This window comes from Leptospira sanjuanensis, from assembly GCF_022267325.1.
In the GTDB taxonomy this organism is placed as follows: Bacteria; Spirochaetota; Leptospiria; order Leptospirales; family Leptospiraceae; genus Leptospira; species Leptospira sanjuanensis.
Map to the genome: position 1 here is coordinate 3,074,948 of NZ_JAIZBG010000001.1, position 25,053 is coordinate 3,100,000.

13 protein-coding genes and 1 pseudogene (1 of these 14 running past the window's edge) are annotated in these 25,053 nt (G+C 43.6%); 9 read left to right on the top strand and 5 right to left on the bottom strand.

Features of this window, described 5'->3' with window-relative positions:
* The first annotated feature begins 44 nt into the window (after positions 1 to 44).
* The 7 genes and pseudogenes from LFX25_RS13835 (at position 45) to LFX25_RS13870 (ending at position 17,616) form a co-directional block, all read left to right on the top strand.
* The gene (locus LFX25_RS13835) at positions 45 to 7,679 is read left to right on the top strand and encodes a SpvB/TcaC N-terminal domain-containing protein (RefSeq protein WP_406600534.1); all 7,635 of its coding nucleotides are present in this window, start codon (positions 45 to 47) and stop codon (positions 7,677 to 7,679) included.
* A gap of 4 nt (positions 7,680 to 7,683) precedes the next feature.
* Positions 7,684 to 7,986, top strand: coding sequence for a hypothetical protein (locus LFX25_RS13840; protein ID WP_238730762.1), 303 nt, complete (start codon positions 7,684 to 7,686; stop codon positions 7,984 to 7,986).
* A 232-nt stretch (positions 7,987 to 8,218) separates the two neighbouring features.
* Positions 8,219 to 9,319: pseudogene (locus tag LFX25_RS21035) on the top strand (RHS repeat-associated core domain-containing protein); the annotation flags it as partial.
* A complete protein-coding gene (locus LFX25_RS13850; RefSeq protein WP_238730763.1) occupies positions 9,319 to 9,981 on the top strand; it encodes a hypothetical protein in 663 nt (220 codons plus the stop codon). The pseudogene LFX25_RS21035 and the gene LFX25_RS13850, both read left to right, overlap by 1 nt.
* 358 nt (positions 9,982 to 10,339) lie before the next feature.
* A complete protein-coding gene (locus tag LFX25_RS13860; RefSeq protein WP_238730764.1) occupies positions 10,340 to 11,380 on the top strand; it encodes a hypothetical protein in 1,041 nt (346 codons plus the stop codon).
* A 378-nt stretch (positions 11,381 to 11,758) separates the two neighbouring features.
* Positions 11,759 to 15,535 carry a thrombospondin type 3 repeat-containing protein gene (locus tag LFX25_RS13865; RefSeq protein WP_238730765.1) on the top strand — a complete coding sequence of 1,259 codons (3,777 nt, stop codon included), beginning with the start codon at positions 11,759 to 11,761 and terminating at the stop codon, positions 15,533 to 15,535.
* Between the two features lie 317 nt (positions 15,536 to 15,852).
* Entirely contained in the window at positions 15,853 to 17,616 is a 1,764-nt protein-coding gene (locus LFX25_RS13870) for a putative Ig domain-containing protein (protein ID WP_238730766.1), read from the top strand.
* On the opposite strand, the gene LFX25_RS13875 is transcribed toward LFX25_RS13870, so the two are convergent.
* From LFX25_RS13875 to LFX25_RS13885, 3 genes are all read right to left on the bottom strand, one after another.
* Positions 17,606 to 18,811, bottom strand: coding sequence for a helix-turn-helix domain-containing protein (locus LFX25_RS13875; RefSeq protein WP_238730767.1), 1,206 nt, complete (start codon positions 18,809 to 18,811; stop codon positions 17,606 to 17,608). The genes LFX25_RS13870 and LFX25_RS13875 overlap by 11 nt on opposite strands.
* Positions 18,812 to 18,839: 28 nt before the next feature.
* Positions 18,840 to 18,974: a helix-turn-helix domain-containing protein gene (locus LFX25_RS13880; protein ID WP_238730768.1), complete on the bottom strand. Its 135-nt coding sequence runs from the start codon at positions 18,972 to 18,974 to the stop codon at positions 18,840 to 18,842.
* Between the two features lie 191 nt (positions 18,975 to 19,165).
* The gene (locus LFX25_RS13885) at positions 19,166 to 20,347 is read right to left on the bottom strand and encodes an AraC family transcriptional regulator (protein ID WP_238730769.1); all 1,182 of its coding nucleotides are present in this window, start codon (positions 20,345 to 20,347) and stop codon (positions 19,166 to 19,168) included.
* A gap of 1,169 nt (positions 20,348 to 21,516) precedes the next feature.
* Here LFX25_RS13885 and LFX25_RS13890 point away from each other — a divergent pair.
* The gene (locus LFX25_RS13890) at positions 21,517 to 22,728 is read left to right on the top strand and encodes an AraC family transcriptional regulator (RefSeq protein ID WP_238730770.1); all 1,212 of its coding nucleotides are present in this window, start codon (positions 21,517 to 21,519) and stop codon (positions 22,726 to 22,728) included.
* 156 nt (positions 22,729 to 22,884) lie between these two features.
* On the opposite strand, the gene LFX25_RS13895 is transcribed toward LFX25_RS13890, so the two are convergent.
* Both LFX25_RS13895 and LFX25_RS13900 read right to left on the bottom strand, forming a co-directional pair.
* On the bottom strand, positions 22,885 to 23,511 hold the full coding sequence (locus LFX25_RS13895) for an MORN repeat-containing protein (protein WP_238731607.1): 627 nt from the start codon (positions 23,509 to 23,511) through the stop codon (positions 22,885 to 22,887).
* Between the two features lie 129 nt (positions 23,512 to 23,640).
* On the bottom strand, positions 23,641 to 24,849 hold the full coding sequence (locus LFX25_RS13900; protein WP_238730771.1) for a metallophosphoesterase: 1,209 nt from the start codon (positions 24,847 to 24,849) through the stop codon (positions 23,641 to 23,643).
* Positions 24,850 to 24,998: 149 nt separating this feature from the next.
* Between LFX25_RS13900 and LFX25_RS13905 the strand changes: the two genes are divergently transcribed.
* Positions 24,999 to 25,053, top strand: partial view of a GAF domain-containing SpoIIE family protein phosphatase gene (locus tag LFX25_RS13905; protein ID WP_238730772.1) — the 5' portion only. Its footprint extends 1,709 nt past the window's final position; 55 of the gene's 1,764 nt are visible here — the first part of the coding sequence; its start codon is at positions 24,999 to 25,001; its stop codon lies beyond the right edge, outside the window.

The window sequence follows — 25,053 nt, forward strand, 5'->3', positions numbered from 1 at the left end:
GATAGAGATAAAGAATGAAAGGTAGAACCATCGCGGTCATACTCATGACCGCATTCTTTCTTACAACCTCATCCTCCTGTAAACTTTTCGGAGGAGGCAAAGGCAAGAACGGAAATTGGCTTTGGGCTTTATTAGGTCTCCCTTCCGGCGCTGGACTACCCTCTTCCGGTTCAAGCATAGGACCGGGATCTGCACCTGCACCAGAAGGCAGCGACCTTTTCTCTATCTCCACAAATTACAGCAGCGCAATCGACGATCCATCCACCAAAGCGGATCCTTTAGAAGGCGCCGTTTTTATCGCACCGCCGGAACCGAACCACTTCGGCGGTGTATCACTTTCATATCCGATCGAAACTCCGTCAGGACGAGCGGGCGTCGAACCTAAATTAGCAATTTCTTATTCTTCCACGGGAGGAGACGGATGGCTTGGGGTTGGCTGGAATCTCGGACTTGGTTCCATCACTCGAACGCCGGAATACGGGGCACTCTACTATGACAATCGGGATTCGTTCACTTGGAATGGAACGAGACTCGTAAAAGTTTCGGGAAGCACCACAAACGAAAATGGAACCTACAGACCCGAAATCACAGGCGAAGACTTAGTAGTATTAAGACTTACGAATATAGAAAGCGGCGGTGTTTGGGAAGTTCTGGATTCTTCCGGAACGAAAAACACTTTCGGCGAAAGCAATGCGAGTAGAATCTACGATCCTGCAAATCCAAGCCAGACGTATAGCTGGTATCTTTCAAAAACGGAGGATAGAAATGGGAACTATCTCCAAGTCCAATACGATAATTCCGAATATTATAATAAACGAAATTTATATCTAAAAGAGATCCGTTATACGGGAAATTCCAGAACCGGAGCATCCGCACGTCAATATGTTCGTTTTTATACGAAACAGAGAGACGATTTTTACGTTTCCAACACTCCTGGATTTCTTATGAAAATGGATAAGATTCTCGAGCGCATCGAAGTCGGTTGGGACGGAAGCGGTAAACTCTGGGACTATGTTCCGATCTATGAAAATTCTCCCGATTCGGGAAGACCGATCCTCAAATCGATCCAATCCAGCAGACATACGACTGCGCCCGAATTTCAATATCAGACTTCGAGTAGACTTCTGACTTGGCAGAACGTCGTCAATCAAGCCTCCTCCGAATCGGAAGACAATCCCGAATCAACACAATACTTCGAAGGCGACTTCAACGGTGACGGGATTTCGGATCTTCTATTTTTTAATCCGAAGTCCGGGAACTGGAAAGCCGCGGAAGGAAGAAAAGAAGGCGGATACAATTTTAAAATCTATGCGAACCGTTATCAAGGGTACGATAACGCGGAAAAAATCCGATTTTTTAAGGGAAACGTCAGCGGCGATTACAACGGAGACGGACGTTCTGACATCGCATTTTATCTTCCCGAAACAAGAGACTTCGTCGTCGCAGAACACGACGGGAGAGTTTTTCAATTCAAGTCTTACGGAAGATTGATGGCCGGTATTCCCGACATCTTTCGTATGGAATGGTTTCCCGGCGACTATGACGGCAACGGTCTTTCCGATTCGGTTTTATTCGACGAGCCTACAGGCCAATGGACTCTCATGCTCAGCAAGGGAGGAAGTTTCGAATTTCTCCGCTTTGCCAAAAAATTTCAAAACGTTTTCAGAGGAGATTATTCTCCCGATGGAAACTTAGACAGCGCGTCTACGAACGATTCTTCCAAACAAGGAAAGGACCGCGATAAGATCAACTTTTTAGTCGGCGATTACAACGGAGACGGAAGAACCGATATTTCCCTTTACGATTCGCGTTCGGGGAAATGGCTCGTTGGAGAGAATTATCGCAACGACAACAAAACCGACCCGATCTACTTCAAGATGCAATGGAAATTGTATAAGGTTTTTACCGCGCCCGAACAGGGAATTTTCTCACACGATCGTTTTTCGGGAGACTTCAACGGGGATGGATTTTCGGATTTTCTAATATTCGATCGCTCGTCGGGAGAATGGACGTTAGGCGAAACCGGCGACGGAACGATCAACTTTCGAATCTGGTCCAAAACGCCTCAGTTCAAACCGATCACTCGCTGGCTTCAAGGCGATTTCAACGGAGACGGAAGAAGCGACATCGGATTCTTTTCGGCGAACGACGGTAAGTTTTGGATCGGAGAAGCGACGCAGAGCGGATTCCGTTATAAAATTTACAGCGACATGAGCTACGGCCCCGATCAGGACAGAATCATGAAAACCCCTCTTCCCAAGGACGAGGTGAAACTCGAACAAGCGGCTGCCAATTTTATCGCAGCTTCCAATACGAAATCGATTCTACTCAAATACAAATACGACGGAAATTTAAACGCAGGCAAAGGTGAACTCGCCTTCGCAGGTTGTTTTACAACAGACGATTGTTCGTCTTCTCCCGAACTCTTGATCTACGATCGTAAGGAGGACAACGCGTTCGATCTCAGACAAGGAAACTCTTTTACGGAAAGAGTCAATACGACCGTCAATCCGGAAGCTTCCGGTGTTTCGATCTTATTCGGCGGAAAGCCGGATCGATATACAAACGCGATTAAGGACGAGGTTCTTTTTCACAAAAAACAGGGAAACATAAATCAATTCTTCGTTCTCAAAAACACGAGCGGAACTACATTCGATCTTTCTAATTTAGCAACCTTTTCCGATACGGACGTAACCAACTTTGACCCGAAGAACAGCGGTTATGTGGTCGATCATTTCGAAACCAACAGTTCTCAATCGGCGTTGATCTTAGACGATCAAACTTCGTCCGGAAACGCGCGTTTTATTTTGAGCGGGTTGGGCGGAGTCAAGGTTTTAACTCCGAGCGGCGATTTGAACGTGACCGATCTAAACGATCTTTTTCAAGCGGGCACGGGAGAAAATCGTCAACGCAGAAAAGAATTCAGCTTATTCTCCGGTAAGTTTACAACGACCCAAGCCCAGCTCGCGTTAGTAGATCGAAGAGCCACAACGCACAAATGGTATTTGGGAACGATCAGCGGAACTCAGATCCAATTTAAACGATTAACGGGAGACATTCCCCTTCCGTTCACGACTTCCGAATACAACTCAGCGAGCAGCGCGGGAATTCAATACGCATTGACAAGCGACGGTTCGATCGTTTTCGGAAAAATTCTCGATAACGGAACTTCATTTTACAAAATTAAAATTAATGCGACTTCGGTTTCGAGAACGATTTACAACGCGGGAACGATCGGCTTTAGCGATCGTTTTGATTCGGGCGGGAACCCTCTTATCATTTCCGGCGGAGAAGACAAACTCTACGATCTTTCTCAAAGCAAAATCGTTTCTCTTCCTTCCAACGTTCTTGTGAAAACTTTGGAAAGACCCGACCTGATTTCCAAAGTTTACGTTTTTCAATGGATTCAAGGCGATTACAACGGAGACGGCCTCACTGACGTAGGAATCTTTCATCTCAAAGAACCCACTTGGTATTTCGCGCTTTCTACCGGTGCCGTTCCGGACGTAATCGAAAGAATCAAGAACGGGATCGGCGGTTTTTACGAACTCACATACGAACATTCGACTAAGTTCGATAACACGGGAGGAGACGGTGTTCCCGATCTTCCGACGAGTTACAGAGTTTGTACATCGGTTACCGTAGACGACGGTTTCTCAAATCGGATTCGCAAAGATTACGAATACAAAAGCGGCTTCGCATTCTCCGCTTTTATCAACGGCAAAAAGGAAACCGACTTTTTCGGGTTTTCCGAATTTACGATCAAAGAAGCGTACGGTGCGAGAACGATCCATACGCATCATACGAATCCATATTCTGATTTTCTAATGAATCGTGCCCTCGGAGGCGCGATAAAAGAAACCCGGATTATCGGAAGCGACAACCGAGAATACGGAATCATCCAAAACTCGTACGAAATCAACAAAATAGAAAACGCTTCGGGCATTGTCAGTTATCTCACGCTTCCCAAAAAAGTGGAGAAATTCCTAAATGGTTCTCGGGTTTCCACTCAGAATTTTAATACCACCCTCCACGGCTATAAGATTTCAGGAAGAACGGAGAGTACGATCGATCATTTCAGCGATGTTTCACACGGTTCTGTTACGATTTCAAATAGTACGGATTTTGAAACCGATGATACTACAAATCAGAGAAGAGTAACCCGTTCTGTGACAAACAGTGGGAGTTCCCACGAGATTACGTCACTTCTTTCGTACGACACAAAAGGAAATCTCACAAAACGTGGGAGTTCCTACACCGGAAGCGGTCTTCCCGCCGCGGGAGCTCATACAACCGAGTTTGAATATGACAATTTTGGAAACAAAACGGTTGAAAAGGATACAAGCGGAAGTCCTGCGCGTGGTACATCCTACACTTTTGACAACGAACTCAACCAATTTGTAATACAAAAAGTTTCGTTCGGCGGTTCGATCCAGTTTCCGACTCAGTACAAGATCGACTATTCTTCGGCTTTCGGATCTCCGACTGAAGAGACGGATGCGAACGGAAATAAAAGTTATTTTGAATATGATTCTTACGGAAGAATGACCCGTTCCAGCGCGGATACCGATGACGGAACTCGTACGATCTCCACATATTCTTTCAACACGTCCTTTCCTCTGAGCGCAAAGACTGTTTTTCCGTCGGGCACTGGAGATCCGGACTTCGCTTCCAAAACGTACTCAGACGGAACCGGTCGGAACATCTACACGGTTAAGACTGCATCGAACGGCAATTATGTGCTTACGGGAAGATTGGTTTACGATGGGAACGGAAAACTGATCCGAAAAAGCCAATCGAATTGGGCGACTTCCGGAGAGATGGATAGGTTTATTCTTCATTTAGAAGAAATAAATCCGACATCGTTCGAATACGATCCGATCGGAAGAATCAAAAAGACGATTCTTCCTTTGGCGCAAGGAGAAACTTCACCGACAACGATCACGACAGTTTACAACGATCCGTTCGAAAGCACGGAAAATCACTCAAGCGGCCAGAGCAAACGGATCGTCAAGGACGCGAGAGGACAAATTCTGTATGTGGAAGATTTTGCTTCGGACGGAGTTCAGGCCAAGATCGGTTTTTGTTACGACATCTCGGGGCAAAGAATCAAAAAGTCCGACCTAAATGACGGAACTCTGCTGTCTTGTCCGAATGTTTCTGCTGGAGTTCCCGCAAAAGACGTTTCCGGAAACAACCAAGCCTACTGGAGTTACGACGCATTCGGAAAACTTCGGGGAGAAAGCGACCCGGATCTCGGTGTGAGTTCCTACACCTACAATTCATTCGGCGATCTGACTTCCAGCACAAATGCGAGAGGGATCACGACGAATCTCGCCTACGACTCCATCGGTAGAATTACCGTAAAACAAATTCCCGAAGGAGACATTCATTATACATACGATTCATATTCGGGAAGCGAAAACGCGTTCGGCAAAATCGTTCGGATCGAAGACGGGGTTCAGAACAAAACCTTCAGCTACGATAAGTTGGGGAGAATCAAAAAAGAAACCCGAATGATTCTCAGCTCGCCCGTGTCGGAAACGCAAGGTCCGTATATTACGGAAACAAAATATGATTTATTGGGAAGAGTTTCGCGCATCGATTATCCCGAACATCCTATTTCTCATGCGAGAATGCGGGCTTGTTACAACTACGGAACCGCCGGTTACATCACGGATATTTCCGTGCAGGTGGATACAAACGGAATTCTACCCGGCTATTGCAACAAGGACATCGTAGAAAACATCACTTACAACGAGTTCGGACAAACCGCAGGTTTTACTCTCGGGAACGGAATCGGTACGAGTTATATTTACGATATCAAAGGGAGAATGGTGAGAATCCATTCTTCCGGAAACGTTGACGGGTCGGCGAAAGTTCTACAAGACGCGGTCTATTCGTTTAACAATAAAAACGATATTGTCGGAATCACAAACGCGACCAACGAATTCAACTCGCAATACGATTACGACTATGACGGAATCGGTCGCTTAACAAACGCGATCGGAAGTTACGTCGACACCGCAGACAACCTCAGCAAACGTTTTCAACAAAGTTATTCCTATGCGAAGAATGGGAACTTGATCGCAAAACGGATTCATGATCCGACAAACGGCGCAATTCAAGACGAATGGACGTATCAATACACGAACCACCAAGTCACGAATATCGATTCTTCTAAAACCGGAACCGATACGTTTACTTTACAGTACGACGCAAACGGAAACCTAACTCGTCAGCGCGACAACGCAAAAGATTTAACAAAAAGAATCGGCGTAGATTCTCAAGATAGAATCAGAAACATCCAAGACGGAAACGGGGCCACTCTCGGGACGTATTGGTATGACGAAGGCGGATTCCGAGTCCGCAAATCCGCACTCGAACAAAAGAACAATCAATTTACAAACGTAGAAATTCTGTATCCAAGCAAGTTTTACGGTCTCGAATACATCGAAAGTGAGAACGTAATCACAAGCGTGAACAACGTATATCTGAACGGTGTTCGGATCGCTGCCGTTGCCGAAAACGGTTCGATGGCCTACTTCCTCACAGACCAAGTCGATTCCGTTTCACATGTGTTAGACGACGAAGGAAAGACTCTTTCCAGAATGCAGTATCTTCCGTATGGGGAAACCTTTGTTCACAAGGGCGACACGAACTTCGCTCCGAAATACAATTCGCAAGAGTTGGATCGCGAGTCAGGGTTTTACTTTTACAACGCGCGTTACTACGATCCGGGGATCGCGAGATTTACAAGCGCCGATACGGTGATCGATGGGGAATACGATACGCAAGGTTGGAACCGGTTCTCGTATGTGAAGGGGAATCCGATCCGATACAAGGATCCGACGGGGCACAACGCTTACGGAGGAATCGACGGAGAGGCATACAGGCAAGGAGCCAATGATACGGTATCCCAGGCTTTACCAAGCGTATTACAAGGAGTACTACTCGCTTTAGCTTGTCCACCTTGTGCAATTCCTATTGCCGTTGTGGGCGTTATCTCATTAACAGATGAAAACAGAGAACTTTCAATTATCGAAGTTACGGGAAAGGATTCTAAGGGAAGAGAGATTTCAAAAGAAGAATTTTCCAGTCGCGCGGGAAGTTTTCATGCAGGAGTATTACTAAGCGTCGTTACCGCTATCGTAGGAGGTAAAATCTCTTCAAAGAGCGCTGCAAATGCAAAGGGATCTACGCCGAAATCACATCCAAACACACAGTCAAATCCTACCGTTTCAAACGGTGCAGGTGGACCAAAAACTTCTAAAACATTTACAAAAACAAGTGCAGGATACAATACAGGTGGCAAGACTGGGATTAGCACGGGGAATGGGTGTCAGTGTACGCCAGTTAATCGGAAGATAGTAAGTAACAGGCCAGACTTTATTGTTTCTCCTGATGGCACAACATTCCCAGTTCCGAAAGGTGCGACTGGACCAACACCAGTAAGTAATAAAGCAGGTAATATAACTGGCTCAGCGTACACTGGAGGAAAAGGTGGTGCAAATGGGCAGGTAAGTACAATGAGAATAATGGATCCAACATTGCCCAAGGGAAATAGTCCCGGTTATCCAAACGGATATATTAAATATATGAATAACGCTAAACAAGGAGTAGATCCTTATACAGGTAAAACATTACCAAATGCTCAAAGTCATTTCGGGATAAATTAATAATATGAATCCATTAGAGCAACTTGTTGGAAGTATAGTGAAGGAAATTGATCTTGTAGAAGATTATTTACAAATTAAGTTTACCGATGAAACCATTATCAATATTAATAATAATTTTAAATTTAATGGAGACAATATAAACTCCATAAAGCACGAGGAGTTAATTTCTATTTTTGAAAATAATTTGAAAATCGATTTAAATTTTAAGAATAATTTAACAATTACGATCAGCCTTCTCGACAAAGATTATAATGGCCCTGAAGCGATGGAGTTATACCAGAAAGGAAAGCCTCCAATTATATGGTGAACCTTGCAAAGGATTTGAGTAATATAACGTGTAATAGCCAATCCATCCGTCCAAATTCCCACCCGTTTCCTCACAAATCTAACTGAGCCTCGCAAAGACACAACAAAGCCCTAATATTCCAACACTCAAAGAACCGGGGTCCGGGCTTGAAAACGAAACGAGTTTCCCGGCGAGGGGGTAGCGGAAGACACGAAGTGGCTGAAGCGAGGGGGAGACTTCCCCCAGCCAAAACAACCTCACCAAAAACATCGGCGTAGATTCTCAAGGCAGAATCAGAAACATCCAAGACGGAAACGGGGCCACTCTCGGGACGTATTGGTATGACGAAGGCGGATTCCGAGTCCGCAGATCCGCACTCGAACAAAAGAACAATCAGTTTACAAACTTAGAAATTCTGTATCCAAGCAAATTCTACGGACTCGAATACATCGAAAGTGAGAACGTAATCACAAGCGTGAACAACGTATATCTGAACGGTGTGCGGATCGCTGCGTTGAACGAAGCGGGAGCACTCGCCTACTTCCTCACAGACCAAGTCGATTCCGTTTCACACGTGTTAGACGACGAAGGAAAGACTCTTTCCAGAATGCAGTATCTTCCGTATGGGGAAACCTTTGTTCACAAGGGAGATACGAACTTCGCTCCGAAATACAATTCGCAAGAGTTGGATCGCGAGTCCGGGTTTTACTTTTACAACGCGCGTTACTATGATCCGGGGATCGCGAGATTTACAAGCGCGGATGCGATCATCGACGGCGAGTCGGATACGCAAGGCTGGAACCGGTTCTCGTATGTGAAGGGGAATCCGATCCAATACAAGGATCCAACCGGGCATATCTCTGACGCACTTTTAAAGCACCAAACTCAAACTGAGCTTATGACCGGAGGAGGTGGAGGCCCTATTCGAAGCGGAATGGGTAACTCTAGCCGTTCGAATGGGAATACAGGTTCAACCAGTAGTAATCGTTCTCGACAAGGAGATTCTAAAGGATCAGGAAATACAACAAAAAATGGAAAGAACAACAATGACAATGGTAGTGGAAAGACCGAAAACAAGGCATTAAAAGATGCGAAAGAATTCCATAAAATACCCAGAAGTCAACAGCCGGATAAAACAGTAAAACCAAACACTAAAGAGGGCGAAAAATACGGGCTTGATGATAGAAACAAAAAACTACATGTTTATACAAATAGAGAAGGAGAAAAAATACATATAAGACAAGATAAAGCAGCAAAATATTCACAAGGTGGAAAAGGAGACCAAACAGAACACTTTAATAGCGGAAAAGCAAGTGACAGCAAACTGAAAGAACATTTTTATTATGATAAATAATGCAGAAAATAATTATATATCAAAACAATACTCATACTATCTCAGATTATATATCCATCTTTGATTTAAATTTAGAAGATGGGTTAATTATTGCCCGATTAGAAACAAGATCTGAAACCCAATATGATTCGGATACTGACCCAAGTAAAACAGCACTCAAATATTTTAGCACATTTAGTATACCAGCATTCAAATTGTTTTTATTGGTTTCCAGTCCAGACATGTCCCTTCCAACAAGAGTTCGTTCAAAAAAAGGGGTTTTATGGGGAAGTGAATTATTACGCACATCAATCGTCACTGAATTCGAAATTATGAGCGATAGTGGGTATTCTCGCCTTGGCGCCCTCGTTAATTTAAAAGAATTTCAGTTTAATCATTCTGAAAAATGGATTTTAAATCGATGGAGTAGCATATTAATTTTTACGAATCTCGACGACTTCCAGCTAATTAAGATAGCCAAGCAATTGCTATCCAAAGATTACAATTCAATAATAGGATTAGATTATAGTATCGTCATGCAAAACTTGCCTTTATTAAAAACAACTGCCTTTATTAAATACCATGCAGCAGATAATGGAAATAACGAATCAATCAACATCCTATGTAACAAAGAATTCTATCATCAAACAATAGAAAACTTATTAATGATGTTAAAAGTCTAACTGAGCCTCGCAAAAACTAAATAAAAACGAAAAATGCGCTCAAACCACAGAAGCGACTTTTTCACCGCGGCAGGGATCGCAGCGGAAATACTGCAATGCAACATGCGCTTAAGAAGATCATAATATGTACGATATTACTCCATGTTGCTTTGCAGATTGAAGCGGAGAGCCCGGTTTCGGAGAAACGCGACAAAAAGAACGAAATAGAATACAATCAAACCCTAAACGACAAAACGACATTTCTCCGAAAGCCGCCCCGAAACTAAATACGGTTCACTCGGACGCATAAGCTGCAATAGCCAATCCATCCGTCCAAATTCCTTGACTTCCCCACCCGTTTCCTTACAACCATCCTACCGTGAAAAAATATCTCCCCGCCCTCATCCTCACGATCGCGTTCTTCTTCATATTGAGAGAAGGCTCCAATCTCCTCTATAAATCCAAAGAAGAAGTTCGAGTCTATAACACGGGACTTTACTTTCTCACAAAGACAGACCTTTCCCCAAAACACCAATCGGATTCTTTTTTATTTCCTTACGTTTTATACAAACTCGATGCCGACTTATCGCCCGAGAATTTTTCACGTCTTTGTTCAACCATCTGGATTCTTGCCGGTCTTTTGTTAGTTGCTTACTATACGGTTCGATTCGGACTTTGGGCGGGAACCTTTATCGGATTTTTTATTTTACTTTCTCCGATTGTGCTGATTCAAAAAACATGGATCGGGTTTCCGGATCATCTTACATTTTTCTTTTCTTCGGCAACGGTCATACTATTGGATTCGATTCTAAAAAAACGAATGTGGATTTTATCCCTCGTTCCCGTTTTGTTTTTAGGAGCTTGGAATCATTTTTATCAGTTCTCTGTGATCGTATTGTTATTGATTCTAGTTCAAACGATTCAGGAAAAGAAATTCGACGTTCCTCTGGTTGTTACGATCGGCGGGACTCTTTTGATTGCGCGAATCCTTTCGATTCTCCTTTTTCAATGGAAAGGAATCGTTCACGAAGATTCCCGTCTTACAACGATAACGGAAGTCCCGTTCTCCAAATGGATCGAGATCAATACGATCGTTCCTCATCTTGCGCTTTTTTCCTTTTTCAACGGGAACATTGTCCTATTAGCAGAAAGACTTTTTAAACGGAAATACTTGATTTTGATTCCGACAAGCGTAGCCGCGCTTGTAACATTTTTTACTTACGATACCACGCGGGTGTTCGTTCATCTTTTTTATCCTTCTTGGTTCTTTCTCTGGTTGTATTTTTTCCGAACGGAACCGGAAGAATTTAAGAATCGAAAGACGGCTTACTTCGTATTTCTTGCCCTTTCCTGTACAATTCTCGTCGCAATTCCGCGCTTCTTTATCGAGGCGGGAGGAATCAATTATCTGCTGCCTTGATTATTTTTTACGGAAAGAACTTCGGGAGCAATATTCCATTCGATTCTCTTTAAAACCCGCTGAAGCGGCAACACCCGCCGTACGTTTCAGGTTTCAACTCGAACCGTTCATTCCTTTTCGATTCTGCGTCATTCGCCATCTCCATTTCCAAATTTTTTCATTTCTTTTTTAAATCTCATGACTTTTGTGTAAGCGGAGTCGGATATGACAAATTAACTAAATACCATAGCACTTTGGAGTTTTTCGATGCGTAGATTGATTTTTTTCATTTTTTGCATTCAATTGTTTGTTGGCTGTTCCAACGGTTTTCTTTCTCATTTTTCCGATAAAAATCAAAATACATTTCCGCTTCCGATTCTTGTCAGCGGAATTCCAAAGGTGATTCTCCCTCAGGAAATCCCTTCGGAATCGCTTCGAATTCAAGAAAATTCTTCCGTTCCGCAACTTTTGGGAAAATCCCAAGTCCCGATCGGTAAGATTTACGACATCCATCTCGAACTCACCGATAAAAAGGACGGTAAAAAACTATCGTATCAGAGTTTATATTTTTCCAAACCGGTTCGGCTCGAATTTCCGGTCGATTTGCAAGCATTAGAGGCTAAGGGTTTTACCAAAGAATTCTACGTTTGGTATAGGGATTTTACCGATCAGAAATGGAAAATTCTGCAAAAAGGAGCGTTAGACGAAATCTCATCTTCGGTTTCGGTTGAAACGAGACATTTCACACCCTTTCTTCTGACGGCTCTGCCCGTTCTACCCGATACGGGTATTGCCGGCGCCCCTGCTTGTTTTACGAACGAATCTGCTTCTTGGAATCCTCAAGGAATTTTGGACGACGCTTCGGCATCGCGCGCAAAGTTCGGAACCATTGGAGAAGGGTATCAATACTTGCAGGATCGTCCCTATTTCGTTAAGGTCAATGAAGGCGCGTTTCGCGAATTGGGATTGGAACTGTCCCTTCTTTTTCCAACGTGTCAAGGCGGTGCGGGAACCTGCGGAAACTCTTTGCTTCACACGGACTCCAATACTTCGGAATATCTTTCATTCAACGCGGTGAAGGATATCGACGTATACGTAATGTATGATTCGAGAGGAGCCGCTCTTCCGGCGGATTCTTCGCAGGACGCGGATTGGCTGCAAAGTGATTTCACTCTTTTAAGCGGTAAATATATTTATACTACCGATCCGGGTTTGGATCCGTCGCAAACACCGGGAGCATCCGGTTATAAAATTTATAAGCGAAGTTACACGCAGGGATCGCGCGTAGTCTTGGGTGGAAACAAAAAAGGGACTTCGGCTTCCGGCATTTCTTCGAATTATTGGGTTCTCGTAAAACCCGCAAACACCGAAGGAAGCGTATTGCCTTCGTCCACGTTATGTGCTTCCGGTCCGGATCCGAACTTTCCGCAACCGGTAGTCGGCTCCGTTTATCCGGGAGCGGACAAGGCGCTTTTGTATCTATTCTATCCGGATACGAATTCGCCAAAACAAATTGTGATTCGAAGAAGCGAGATCGCACCTCCGATGTCGCCTGCGTTGGGAGAACCGCCTTCCGGTACGGAGGTCACTCCTTATTCCTTCATCGACACGGGATTAGTTCAGGGTCATACATACTATTATTCCGTTTTTGCGCTTAACAAAGACGGATATTACAACTCAATAACGATCGGTATGGTTACCACGGGGCAAGACTCGGACGGCGACGGTCTTACCGACGATTTTGAAATCAACTTTAACGTAGGAAATCTTTTCGAAAATCCTGCGGCGTTTTATCGAACCGACGAAATGAACCCGGATACGGACGGAGACGGAACCGCCGACATGCAAGAACTTGCAAATGGAACCGACCCGACAAAACCGGATACGATTCCTCCTACTTTTCAATTCAGACCTCTTGCCAACAACGCAAGTTCGGGTTATTTAGATTATCAAGTTCAAGTGGATGATGCTTCCGGTTCCGAAAGATATTGCTTTTTACGGCAATTCAACCCCGGAATGACTGAAGAAGAGTTTCTAAAAAAACCTTTCGGCGTCTTTCATTCTTTGAATCGTCCTTTGATGAGCGACGGCTGGAGAGCATGTTTTCCAAATTATGGAACTTTCGAATTGGGAAAATCCGGTTCCAACCTTCCGGATAGATTTGCGGTTTGGGGAAGAGATGACGCGGGAAATATAACGGGACCTTCCGTTTTTGAATTCAAAATGTGGGAATCGAAAAAAACAAAGACGATTTCCGGCAATGCTTTCTCATATGCTTCCAATAATCCGGTTCATCAGATGAAAGCGATTCGATCGATCAAAACGAATCCGGATTGGAACAACGGAAAATTGACTAGTAACTATTACCCCATCTTTCCGGGAAGCGATGTGGATTTAAGCGGATCTACCCACATTCTTCTAACGGAACAAGGAGAATTGGAATCAAGCATAACTCGAATTCCGAGCTTTCTCAGCCTCTCCAAAAACAAAGCGACATTCTATTCCCAACAAGGATCTACCCTCGGCGTTACAAAGGTCAACGAAGTGGGGATCGAATATTCTCCTTCGCCCAGCGGACCAAAACCGGTAGTGTTCCCGATCAAAATTGGAACGGATCAAGCGATGGGAGCGGTTTCCTTTAACGGAAGCAAAACTCAAAGTAACGTTTTTAAAACTTCTACGGGGGTTTTAACAAAAGACACCGCGACTTTTTCTTCTTTAGCTACGGGGGTTTTTCCTTCCGCGATTCTCCCCTTTGATTACGGACAAAGTTTAGGCATCGTGGTCGGAACCGCATTGGAAACCTTTCTGTTGGATAGTTATTCGAACGCATTGTATAAACATGTGACCAGCGCTACGACGAATTCGGATTTAAGCGGCGCGATTGCAAGTTCCTTCTTAAGCCGGTATAACCCGCAGGGAGAAGCAGAAGTTTTTGCAACGCTTTCCGTTTCCACTTCCACTTCCACTTCCGTAAGAATTTTCTATCGAAAATCGGGAAGAAAAGAACTCAATTCGTTTTTATTGACGGGGATTCCGGCCACGTTCGTCGGAAAGGATCTTAAATTTTATTCGTACTTAAATTGGTCGGGTCAGCCGGAGTATCGTCTTTCAATTTTCGGGAGAAACAATCCGACAAGCCCTTTGACCAGGCTGCTTAATTTTAAGATCGACATGACGTCCGGAATTCCCGTCGCAACATTCAACAATGCATCCGATTTAACTTACGGAGAATATCAATCGATCGAGATCGATTCTTCAGGACGTTATCTTTTTGGAAAGATGAACGGAAATTCCAGTGTGAATCTTTTTATTAACGGCGACGACGGTCCTATTTACTTAGGAAACGCATTCAATTCGAGCCCATCATTCGATTTACAACTTTCGATCGCAAAATCGGAGGAAAAAGGAATCGGAAATGTGGGCGGCTATTCCAAAATCCGCGTTTTGGATAGTTTAGGATATATTGATTATCTAAAATACGGATTTTTCCCCGCAAACTCGGACTTGATTTTCCGACACAATTACTACGACTCGGACGGGAATGATTGTGTTGCCGGTTCTCCAATTGCCGGAATCTCGAACGTAACCGCTGCTGCGACCGGGAATTACGGAATTCCCCCTCAACCTTTGGCGATCACTTCCGATACGACGATTACGAACGCTCAAAAACTCAAGGCGCCGAGTAGCGCGGCGACTCTGATTCTCGAATCGAGTTTCACGCAAGGTTCGGCTCCCTGTAGAGGGACTTTGATCGCTCGTGATTCTGTGGAAATTCCGGTAAGAAAAAAAGAAACGATGCAGATCTCCTTTACTTACAACGACACAACGTTAAACCCGAATAACGTTCCGAATAACTTAAAGCCGACGCCGGAACCTGCTGCGGTCAAAAACGCCGAATTTAAGGTGTGGGAGCAGATTCTCAAGAAAGGACCGACACAGTTAGGAACTTACATTCAAAAAAGGATCTTTATATTTGGCGCAGCGGTGGTCATCGTGGACGAGGCAAACCCTTGTATCATTCACGGAGTAACGATAGAAACGGGAAGATCCTATTGTAATAATTACTTTGGCGGTTACCCGCTCTTTGTGGAGAATTTCTACCGAAGCGTCGATCAGTATTTGATTTCGGGAAAATATATCTATTCCGGCGATAAATTGATCCCCGCTCCGTAAGAGAGATCCGAAAATCTCAGGCTAAATACGAATCGGATTTGCCTGAGATTTGATCCCGCATCGCATCATTGCAGTTAGTTTCGAGAATGTGATTTCTTTTCTTAGAATCCAAAAACAAAAGCGATTCTCCGCCCCAGCATCTCTTGGTTTATATAATTGTAAGTAGGCAATTCCTCAATTATAAATCATGGAGAATAATCCTTCCGATTTGCGTATCTTCTTTTAACGATTTGTTTCTTTGAAAGGAAATTCGAATCTTGAACCTTGCGGCTCAAGAGAATTCAAGAAAAACCTATCGTAAATTTGTAGGAGGATCAATGAAAAAGCGGTTGATTGTTAAATTCTATTCTCCATTGATCCTACTGCTTACGTTCGTTACCGGTTGTTTAACCGGAGATCGTGGTAGTTCCTACGTTCTTCCTTTGTTGAATACTAATCTTTCCGTTGGAACGCCAAACCCATCAAATGGAACCGGGCCGGCATTTCAATATTCTTCCCCTTCGTTTCGGTTTGTTAAGAATGAAGCGATCACGAGTTTTACGCCGACCACGTCGGATCTCATCGATCATTATTCAATTTCTCCGGCTCTGCCGAACGGAATGAGTTTCAATCCGTTGAACGGTGAAATCGCGGGAACTCCCTCCTCCTCCGTAGCTCCGACCTCGTATCAAATCACGGCCTATAACTCTCAGGGAAATTCTTCTTCAATTTCTCTCGCTCTGGAAGTTCAGGCTTTGAATTGGGAGAATCAGTATTTTCTGAAAGGTTCCAATCTTCTTCTCAATCACTCGCTCGGCGTAAGCGTAGGAATCTCCAACGATACCATCGTTGCGGGTGCATACGGAGACACGGCGTTTTCTGGCGCCGCATACGTTTTTCGAAAAGTCGGAACTACATGGTCACAAGAAGCGTATCTAACCGCCCCGTTGCGTACGAATAGCGACGTATTCGGAATTAGCGTCGCTATTTCCGGAGATACAATCGTAATCGGCGCGCCTCTTGAAGACAGTAATCAGAATTTCATTTCTACGACAGCCTCCTCCAACGAATCCCTGGTTTCCTCCGGAGCAGCCTACGTTTTTCGCAGATCGGGAGCGACTTGGAATTTTGAAGCGTTTCTCAAACCTTCCAACGCGGACGCAAACGATTCCTTCGGTCGTTTTGTCGCGATTGACGGAGACACAATCGTAGTCGGATCTCCGCGCGAAGCAAGTTTGGATCCGACAATTCAAAGCGGTTCGAACGCGAGTTCCGATAACAGCGGAACAAACGTCGGAGCGGCTTACGTTTTCAGAAGAGTCGGAACTACATGGTCCCAGGAAGCGTATCTCAAAGCACAAAATCCCGCCGCAAACGATCGATTCGGATCTGAAATCGGAATCTCCGGCGATACGATCATCGTAGGAATCAGTCAAGACGATGCGGGATTTGCGAATTCAGGAGCCGCCCAAATTTTCACACGAGTCGGAACTACATGGACCCGCGAAGCCTTTCTCAAGGCGTCGAACGCGAACGCGAGCGATCAGTTTGGTGTTTCCGTCGGAATTTCAGGAAACACGGTGATTGTCGGAGCGTTCGGGCAATCCGCTAACGAAGGCGCCGCTTATATATTTGAACGAACGGGTAACAACTGGTCGGAAATCGCAATCTTAAAGGCGCCTAACGCGGAAGCGAACGATCAGTTCGGAAAAGCCGTCGCCATTTACGGCGATACCGTGGCAATCGCCTCTCCTCGCGAATCGAACTCCGGCCAAACGATCCTAAACAAGGGCGTTCTTCCCGATCCGCTCGACAACGGTTCCTTGAATTCGGGAGCGGTTTACGTCTTTCAAAAAGATACGAATTGGATGTATCGCTCTTTTATCAAAACTTCCAATGCGGATCCAAGTGATCAAGTTTCCAACGCCACTGGCGGGCCAAGTACTCCCATCGGAGAATACGGAAGCCTAGCGATGTACGGAGATCTCATCGCGCTCGGCGCGGCGGAAGAAAAAGGCTCACAAACGGTTTCCTCCCCGCTTGCACCGACCGGAGACAATGCGAAAACGAAAGCCGGAGCCGTATACGTCTTTAATCGCTAAGTCTTTCCGTAAGTTCATAAGAAATATCTAATTCAGTTTTATAAATTTGTTTTTTTAAATCACGCGGAGGAACGCCGGCAAACTTGACCGAAGCCCGATGAAAAGAAGAAGGGGAATTAAACCCGCAGGCTAACGCGATTTCCAGAAGATTCAAATTCGATTCCTTAAGAATCATATTCTTCGCTTCTTCAAACCGATGATAGTTGATGAATTCCGGAAAATTCGACTTCTTATACTGATTCATAAAGTAAGAAGTCTGATGCACCGTAAGACCCAGATACGCCGCAAAATCCGGCAAACGAATTTCATCATCCAGAAAAACTTTTTCCTGTAGAAATCTTTCTACGCGATTTTCGATCATTTGCAAATTCACGCCTTCGAGCAGATTTTTTTTCTGTAAACTCTTGGCTTCAAGATGATCGTCGTAGCTCTCTTCGGTTAAAATAATCGAATCAAATTTTGCTTCTCCATTGTGAAATGAAGAACTCTTCCAACTAAATCCCGGAAAATAAAACTGCAAAAAAAACAAGTATATTAAAGCGTAAACACACGCCATATAAGCGAATACTAAAATATCACTGGAAAAAACCTGGATTCCGTAAATTCGAGAACCGTACGCGCCTATTAGAACCGAACAAAAAAGGACGTAATTCAGATTGATTTTAGAAACCTTTTTTAAATAAACGGTTCGAACCACGAAATAGGACATTACCCCGAGAGCGACAATGATCAAAACATTCGTAAAACAGATAGGGAAGACAAGATTTTTCGAGAAATAAGTTACGGAAAATAAAACGGGAAACACTATTAAAAGAAGGTTCGAATATTTTTCCGGTTTTTCGAACATATCCGCCACATGCAAATAATAGAATAAACTAGAGATGATGTTATATAATGAAATACTTAAGTATATTCCGAAAAAAATCCGATGTCCCAAACTCGGCTCGTAAAGAGCCGGGGAAATTATAAAATAAGTCGCTACATTATAACAAACCAAAGTCGCAAACACGCTCAAAGAAGTGGCGGCTCGCGCCAGATTCATGCGAACCTTTCTATGTCTGTATAAATCGGAGAAACCCGAAAAAAGCGTCAAAATCAATGCGGCCGCCTGCATGGAAGCTGAGAAAGGGGATACATTCGCATCTAAAAATATGATGCGTTCAAACGTATCCCATAACGGTAAAATCACTTGCATCTGAATTCTCCCTGATTTTTCTTAAAGATCATCCGGAAACGGTTTCCAATCGATTTTTGACTTTCTTTCCCGGTTCTTTCGGAGTAATTCCGGCAAACTTCAACGAAGCTCGATGAAAGGAAGCGGTGGAATTAAAACCGCACATCAAAACGATTTCCAACAAACTTAAATCACCGTCTCCCCTAACATTCGTTTCGCTACTTCGAAACGATAAAATCGGAAATTCCCCCGAAAAAACTCATAACGATCGCGTCGCGTGAACGCGGATCAAATAAGTCGGCGCCGCTTCGTGCAATCATACGAAGCCTTTTAGAAATTCTATCACAGTCATAGCTTCCCCGATCCCAATCTATTTTAACCGGTGTTTTCCTGAAGTTCGAACGCGACTTCCGTCAAAGCCTTTCTTTGAATTTCCTTTTTTAAATCCCGCGGAGGAATTCCCGTAAACTTAATCGAAGCACGGTGAAACGAAGAAGGAGAATTAAATCCGCAGGCCAACGCAATCTCCAAAAGATTCAAATGAGTCTGATCGAGAATCATCTTCTTTGCCTCCTCCATACGGTGATAATTGATAAATTCGGGAAAATTGAGTTTCCTGTATTGATTCAGATAGAAGGAGGTCTGATGGACAGTCAGACCCAGATATGCCGCGAAATCGGGTAGACGTAGATCCTCGTCCGTATATTCCCTTTCTTTAATAAACTTTTCGATCCGGTTTTCGATCACTTGTAGATTCACGCCTTCCATCAGATTCCTTCTTTGAATCTTTTCTTCGATAATCTCTTCGCTCGGATCGTTTGAAAACGACTTAAGACCGAAACTACGGAGTTGATCTTGTTCTCTCCAGGTAAATCCGGGGAAATTATATTCCAAAACGAAGAAGTAAACCACGATATGCCCTGGAATCATACAAGCGATCAGCATCAGATCCGCCGAACGTATGGAAACGCCGTAATAGTGGAGCAGGAAAGTGACACACATCATCGCGTTCATAGCCGGGTAATTGAAATAAATTTTTGATTTTTTTAAACGGAAGATCGCATAAAGACCCCAAACACCGGTGGTTCCTTGAATCGCGAAACCGAGGATGTCGCCAAAACGTGTATAGGAATCCATATCGGGAAAAACGAAAGCGAGAATCAAAACGATCGGCAAACTGATCGTAGCACGGATACAATATACTTCCGGTTTTTTCAAAAGCCCCAAAAGATAGATCGTATAAAACATCCCCCAAAGACAAGGAAGCACGTTGATTCCGTAATAAAAACCGAAATAAATACGATGATAAAAGGCGGGATTTACTAAAGCGGGAGAGACAAGAAAGTTGATAGCGGCCGTGTTTAAAATGAGACAACCGCAAACACTCAGCGCGACAAGGCCGCGAGTCAGATTCATTTCACTCTTTTTGAATCTATAAATCTCGGAGACACCGGTGATAAAACTCAGAGCGATCGAACCCGCGTGGATACAAATTAAATACGGAGAAGCCTGATCGCTGAATAAAACGAAATCCCTAAATAGGTCAAACAACATCATAAACACATCCATCTGCACAAACTCTAAAATCCAAACTTTCTATAGTTTTATTTTTACTTGGAAACACACAGTGTTCCGACATTTCACTTCGATCGTCGAAAGGATTCTTTTCACATGAAGAGATACGATTTGCGCCCAATATCTTTGTTTAAATGTTCCAACTTTTCCGAGAATTCGGCTTTTTAGCGGGAACTCATTCCCCGGGAGATTTTTTTCGTATAAGAAACCGCCGTTTGTATTTTGAACGAACGTTTATTTTTATAGATACGTTCGTTTCTTGATTCTACGGTCATCTTTTTAAGGATCGCTTCTCCCGAAATAATTTTTTGCTAAAATTGTTAACCGAATTCAGTATTCGATCTATAATCATAAAGATCTTACATGACTTCTTTACGGAATCGATCAACGACTTCGTTAAAAAAAGAATACCAGAATATATGTTGAACATCCTTTCAGTCTATAGATTGCGAGATATTCACGAGGTTGTTTTCAGGCTTTGGCCGAAAAACACATTCAGCTTTTTGAAAGTGGCATCTGCTTCCGATGGCGGAGGAAACATGTCATCGGATCATTTCTTTTTATTGTCAAATTGAAACAAAATCCTCGAAACCAGGCAAAGATTGCCGCAGAATGGACCCGTCAATTTGACCGGATTTTCCATTTTCTTTTTTTATAACTTCGAATATATTAAATATAGATATTAAATTTTTTTTAAAATAAGAATTCGATAAAAATAGAATTCGAGTTACGGTTTCACACAACGCGACTTTTTCTTCTTTATTAAAGATTAGAACGATTATAGATCGGACTGAAACAAGACTTTTTGAAAGCGGAGCCATTTCGTTTAACAAAATTTGACATAAAAAATTCATGATTTATTTCGTTCTTTAAAATAACATTTTATACGATATACATTCCGATTTTTCTATTTAATTCAACTTATATCATGAAAAGACTTTTGCTTTATAACGAAGTAACTTCTTATCAACAACTTATTCCTTTGTCGTTCAAATCTTGCGAATCCAAATCGGCAAAATTCAGGCACATTCGGAATTCGTTGCGTCGCTTCTAAATGAAGAAATAAATTTTTAAGCGTACCACATTAGAAATAGCTTTCTAAACGTCCAAATAAATCTGGGTATTAGGAAGAGGATGAGCAGGAGTGAGGGATGATTTTTTTCGCAGATTCGAATCTTTTAGTCTATATTACTTTGTTAAAGGACGGTTTTAACCGCTATTTAGAATATCTGTATTCAGCCAGTATCGTAATCAGCTTTTTAACCGGACTTTCCGGTTTTTACAAGGGTATTTACAAAGCCCAGAAGGATCGTTTAAACCTCGTGCGCGGGATCTTTTTGACCTGTGTTTGTTTTTTGATTATAGGTCACGGCAAAGCGATTACGCTGATGACTACCTTCATCAACAGTCCGCTCAACCTCGAATATCGGATATTTTTCTCCTATTATTACGGATTTGCGGTAACTGCTTCGATCGTTTCCACATTGTATGTGATGCATCTTTTCGGAGTTCTCCGGAATCCTCTCCGTTATTGCCTCTTTACATTCGCGTCTTTTCCGATCGTCTTTCTTACTTCGTTTATGATGGGAGATATACTTTCGATCGTCTATTTCGGAAAAACCGTTCTTTTTCTTCTTCAGATGTCCGCGGGAATTTTGACTTTGAGCTTTATCATCAAAAACAAGATGAAACGGATTTATCTCAATTATCCGATTCAGAACTTTATATTATGCACCGCGCTTCTCATTCACACATACGGAATGGCGATTCAATCTCCTTTGGTGATGATGACCGCGCTTTCATTTACGGGATTCTTCGTGGTTTATTTCTTTATTCTGGAATACAATCATCCCGATTTCTGGAAGGTGGGCTTTTCCAGCGAGTTGATGGAAGCTAAATCCGAGGATTCAAAGGCACAAACTCTGCAAACGCCCGGTTCTAAGAATTTAGTGGAACGTCTCGACATCGATCGAATCGAAACTAGAATTCAGAAATTCGTGGAAGACCGCGAATATTTAGACGAAGAAATTCGTTTGTCCGATTTTTCCGCGTATATCGGAGTTTCTCTTCATCAAGCTTCCTATTATCTGAACAATTATAAGGATCTCAGCTTTACGGACTTCTTGAGTTTTCATCGTTTGGAAGAAGCCGGAAAAATGATCCAGCAACGGCCTGAAATCAATCTTTTGGAAGTAGCTCTCGCAAGCGGTTTCAATTCGCCTTCCTCTTTTCGAAGAGCTTGTTTGAAATTTGCGGGAAAACCTCCAAAAGAATTCAGAAATCATATTCTTCAAAAGGCTGCTCTCACAGGAGCCGCAGATTCACAATCGATGGCATTGGAATTTCAAAACCAACTCGGATAACATCTCGACGTTCTCTCCTCTTTGCCGAGCCTAAGGTTCAACAAACTCGGCAGAGGAGAGAAATATACGCCACTTCACCGTCAAAATCTGCGAACTGCGGAAAAAGCAGACCTAACCGTATTTCGGACTCAGAACTTTATAAAAACTGAATATTTTCTATCTATTGCAATTCATCTTATTGCGGATGATGGAACATTCCTTTTTCTTTTTACCGATCGTTAAAAAACCTTCGGCGCTTTCTCCGTCGTCGAAAAACCTTCCGCTAAAAACGGCGCCGTTTGCGAATCGATACGTTCCGGTCCCTACCTTCTTGTCATTTTGAAAATAACCGGAATATTTGTCGCCGTCGCGGTAGTGTATATTCCCGAAACCATGTCGCTTATCATTTTTGAAACTTCCGGAATACGCTTCGCCCGAATCGTAGACGTAAATCCCGCTTCCGTCCTTACAATTGCCGCTTTTGCATCCGGGGGACGAACCTACATATGCGGATAATGATTTCGTTTCCTTTTTGGGAGATGAGGGGTGATTTTCGTCCGAGTGCGATTCTTCGGACTCGACGTATTTTTTCGGCTGCCCCTGTGCGTCTTCTTGAAAGAACTTTCTTTCCTTCAATTCCGGTTCCAAGTCCAGATCTTCTTTCTTTTTGGAACCGATCGTTTTGGAAGTTTCCTTTTTAGGAGCGTTCTTATTCTTCTTTCCGCAGGCAACGGACGTGAAGACGAAAAGGAGAACGATTCCTAACGTTAGAATTCTTTGTTGTCCGGTTCGCCCCGAAACCATCATCGCCCTCCATTCTAAGCTCTTGTTTAGAATATCGGATGAAGACGCCTTCCGGAAAAGTTTCCGAATCGGATTCCTTCCCGGCGTTTCGTTTTTTTTCGATCTTACTACGAGTGGAAAAAGAATCGGTTACGCATTCTTCTTCAAATGAATTACGCTGATTTCGGATGGTGCGCCGAGTCGAATCGGCGGTCCCCAATATCCGGTGCCTCGGCTCACGTAAATCCAAGTGTCCTTGTGCTTATGCAAACCGGCGACGAACTTCTGCGCGAGATAGATCAGAAGATTTCCCGGAAAATATTGTCCGCCGTGCGTATGACCGGAAAGCTGAAGATTGAATCCGGCGGCCGCTCCTTCAAAGACGCTGTTCGGCTGGTGTGCAAGAAGAATCTTATAGTCCGATCGTTCTCCGCCTCTCATCGCTTGATGCGGATCGGTTTTATGTTCTGCGATGATCGTTCCCGCTTTGAGATCGGTCACACCCGCGAGAGTCACGTTCGCCTTTCCATGTTCGAGAATTTGATTTTCGTTTAACAAAACTTGAATGCCGTGTTTCTGCAATTCTCGGATCCAGGAAAGAGCGCCCGAATAGTATTCGTGATTTCCGGTTACGAAGAAGGTTCCGTGTTTGGATTTCAGATCCGCGAGCGGAGTGATATGATGCCCGAGTTTGCTCACAGGTCCGTCGACCAAATCCCCCGTAATCGCGACAAGATCCGGTTCGAGTTCGTTGACCCTTCTTACCACCGATTCGAGAAATCCCTTTTTGATCGTAGGTCCGATATGAATGTCCGAGATTTGGACGATCCGAAAACCGTCCAAGGAAGAATGCAGATTCTCCTCTACGACGTCGACGGAAATCACCTTCAGTTTGCGATGCGCCTGATAAAATCCGATCCCCGTCAATCCGCCCGCAAGCCCGATCACGGAAAAACTGAGAAGTCGGTTTAAAAATTCTTTTCTTTCGATTAGGTCGACCCCGGTCGCTTCCGTTCCGGATTCGGACATAGGAAGGAATGTCGTGATTCCTCCGATCGATGCTGCGGTTATATCCTTCAACAAAACGAGACTGAATAAGATCGTAAAAAAACCTAACCCCGTAAAGGCGAGATAGGAAAACGCGGTTTGAACCGATTCCTGACGCGAAGTCAAGCTGATGTAATAACTGACCGGAATGCTCAAGGTGAATAATAAGATCAAACCCCAGGCGAGCCAAGAAATCCAAGCTTGAGTCCCTAAAGCCGGAATCAAACGAAAACCCGTATACGTGTAACCCAACGCGATGATGAGGGTAAATACGGAAAGAAAGATAAGAAAACGAGACAACTGATTTTCCATTACTTAAATAAGACCGGAAAAAACGCGGGAAGTTTCTTTTCAGATTCAATTCCTTTCGATGTCAAGTTATACTTTGCCATTTTCAGATCCTAGAATATTCCCAAACCCTTGACGAACCTCGTAATTCCTGTAGTATTGACAGAATATCTATGCCTCACGCTGATTTAGAATTTCAGAAACTCAAGAGTATTCTCAACACGAGTA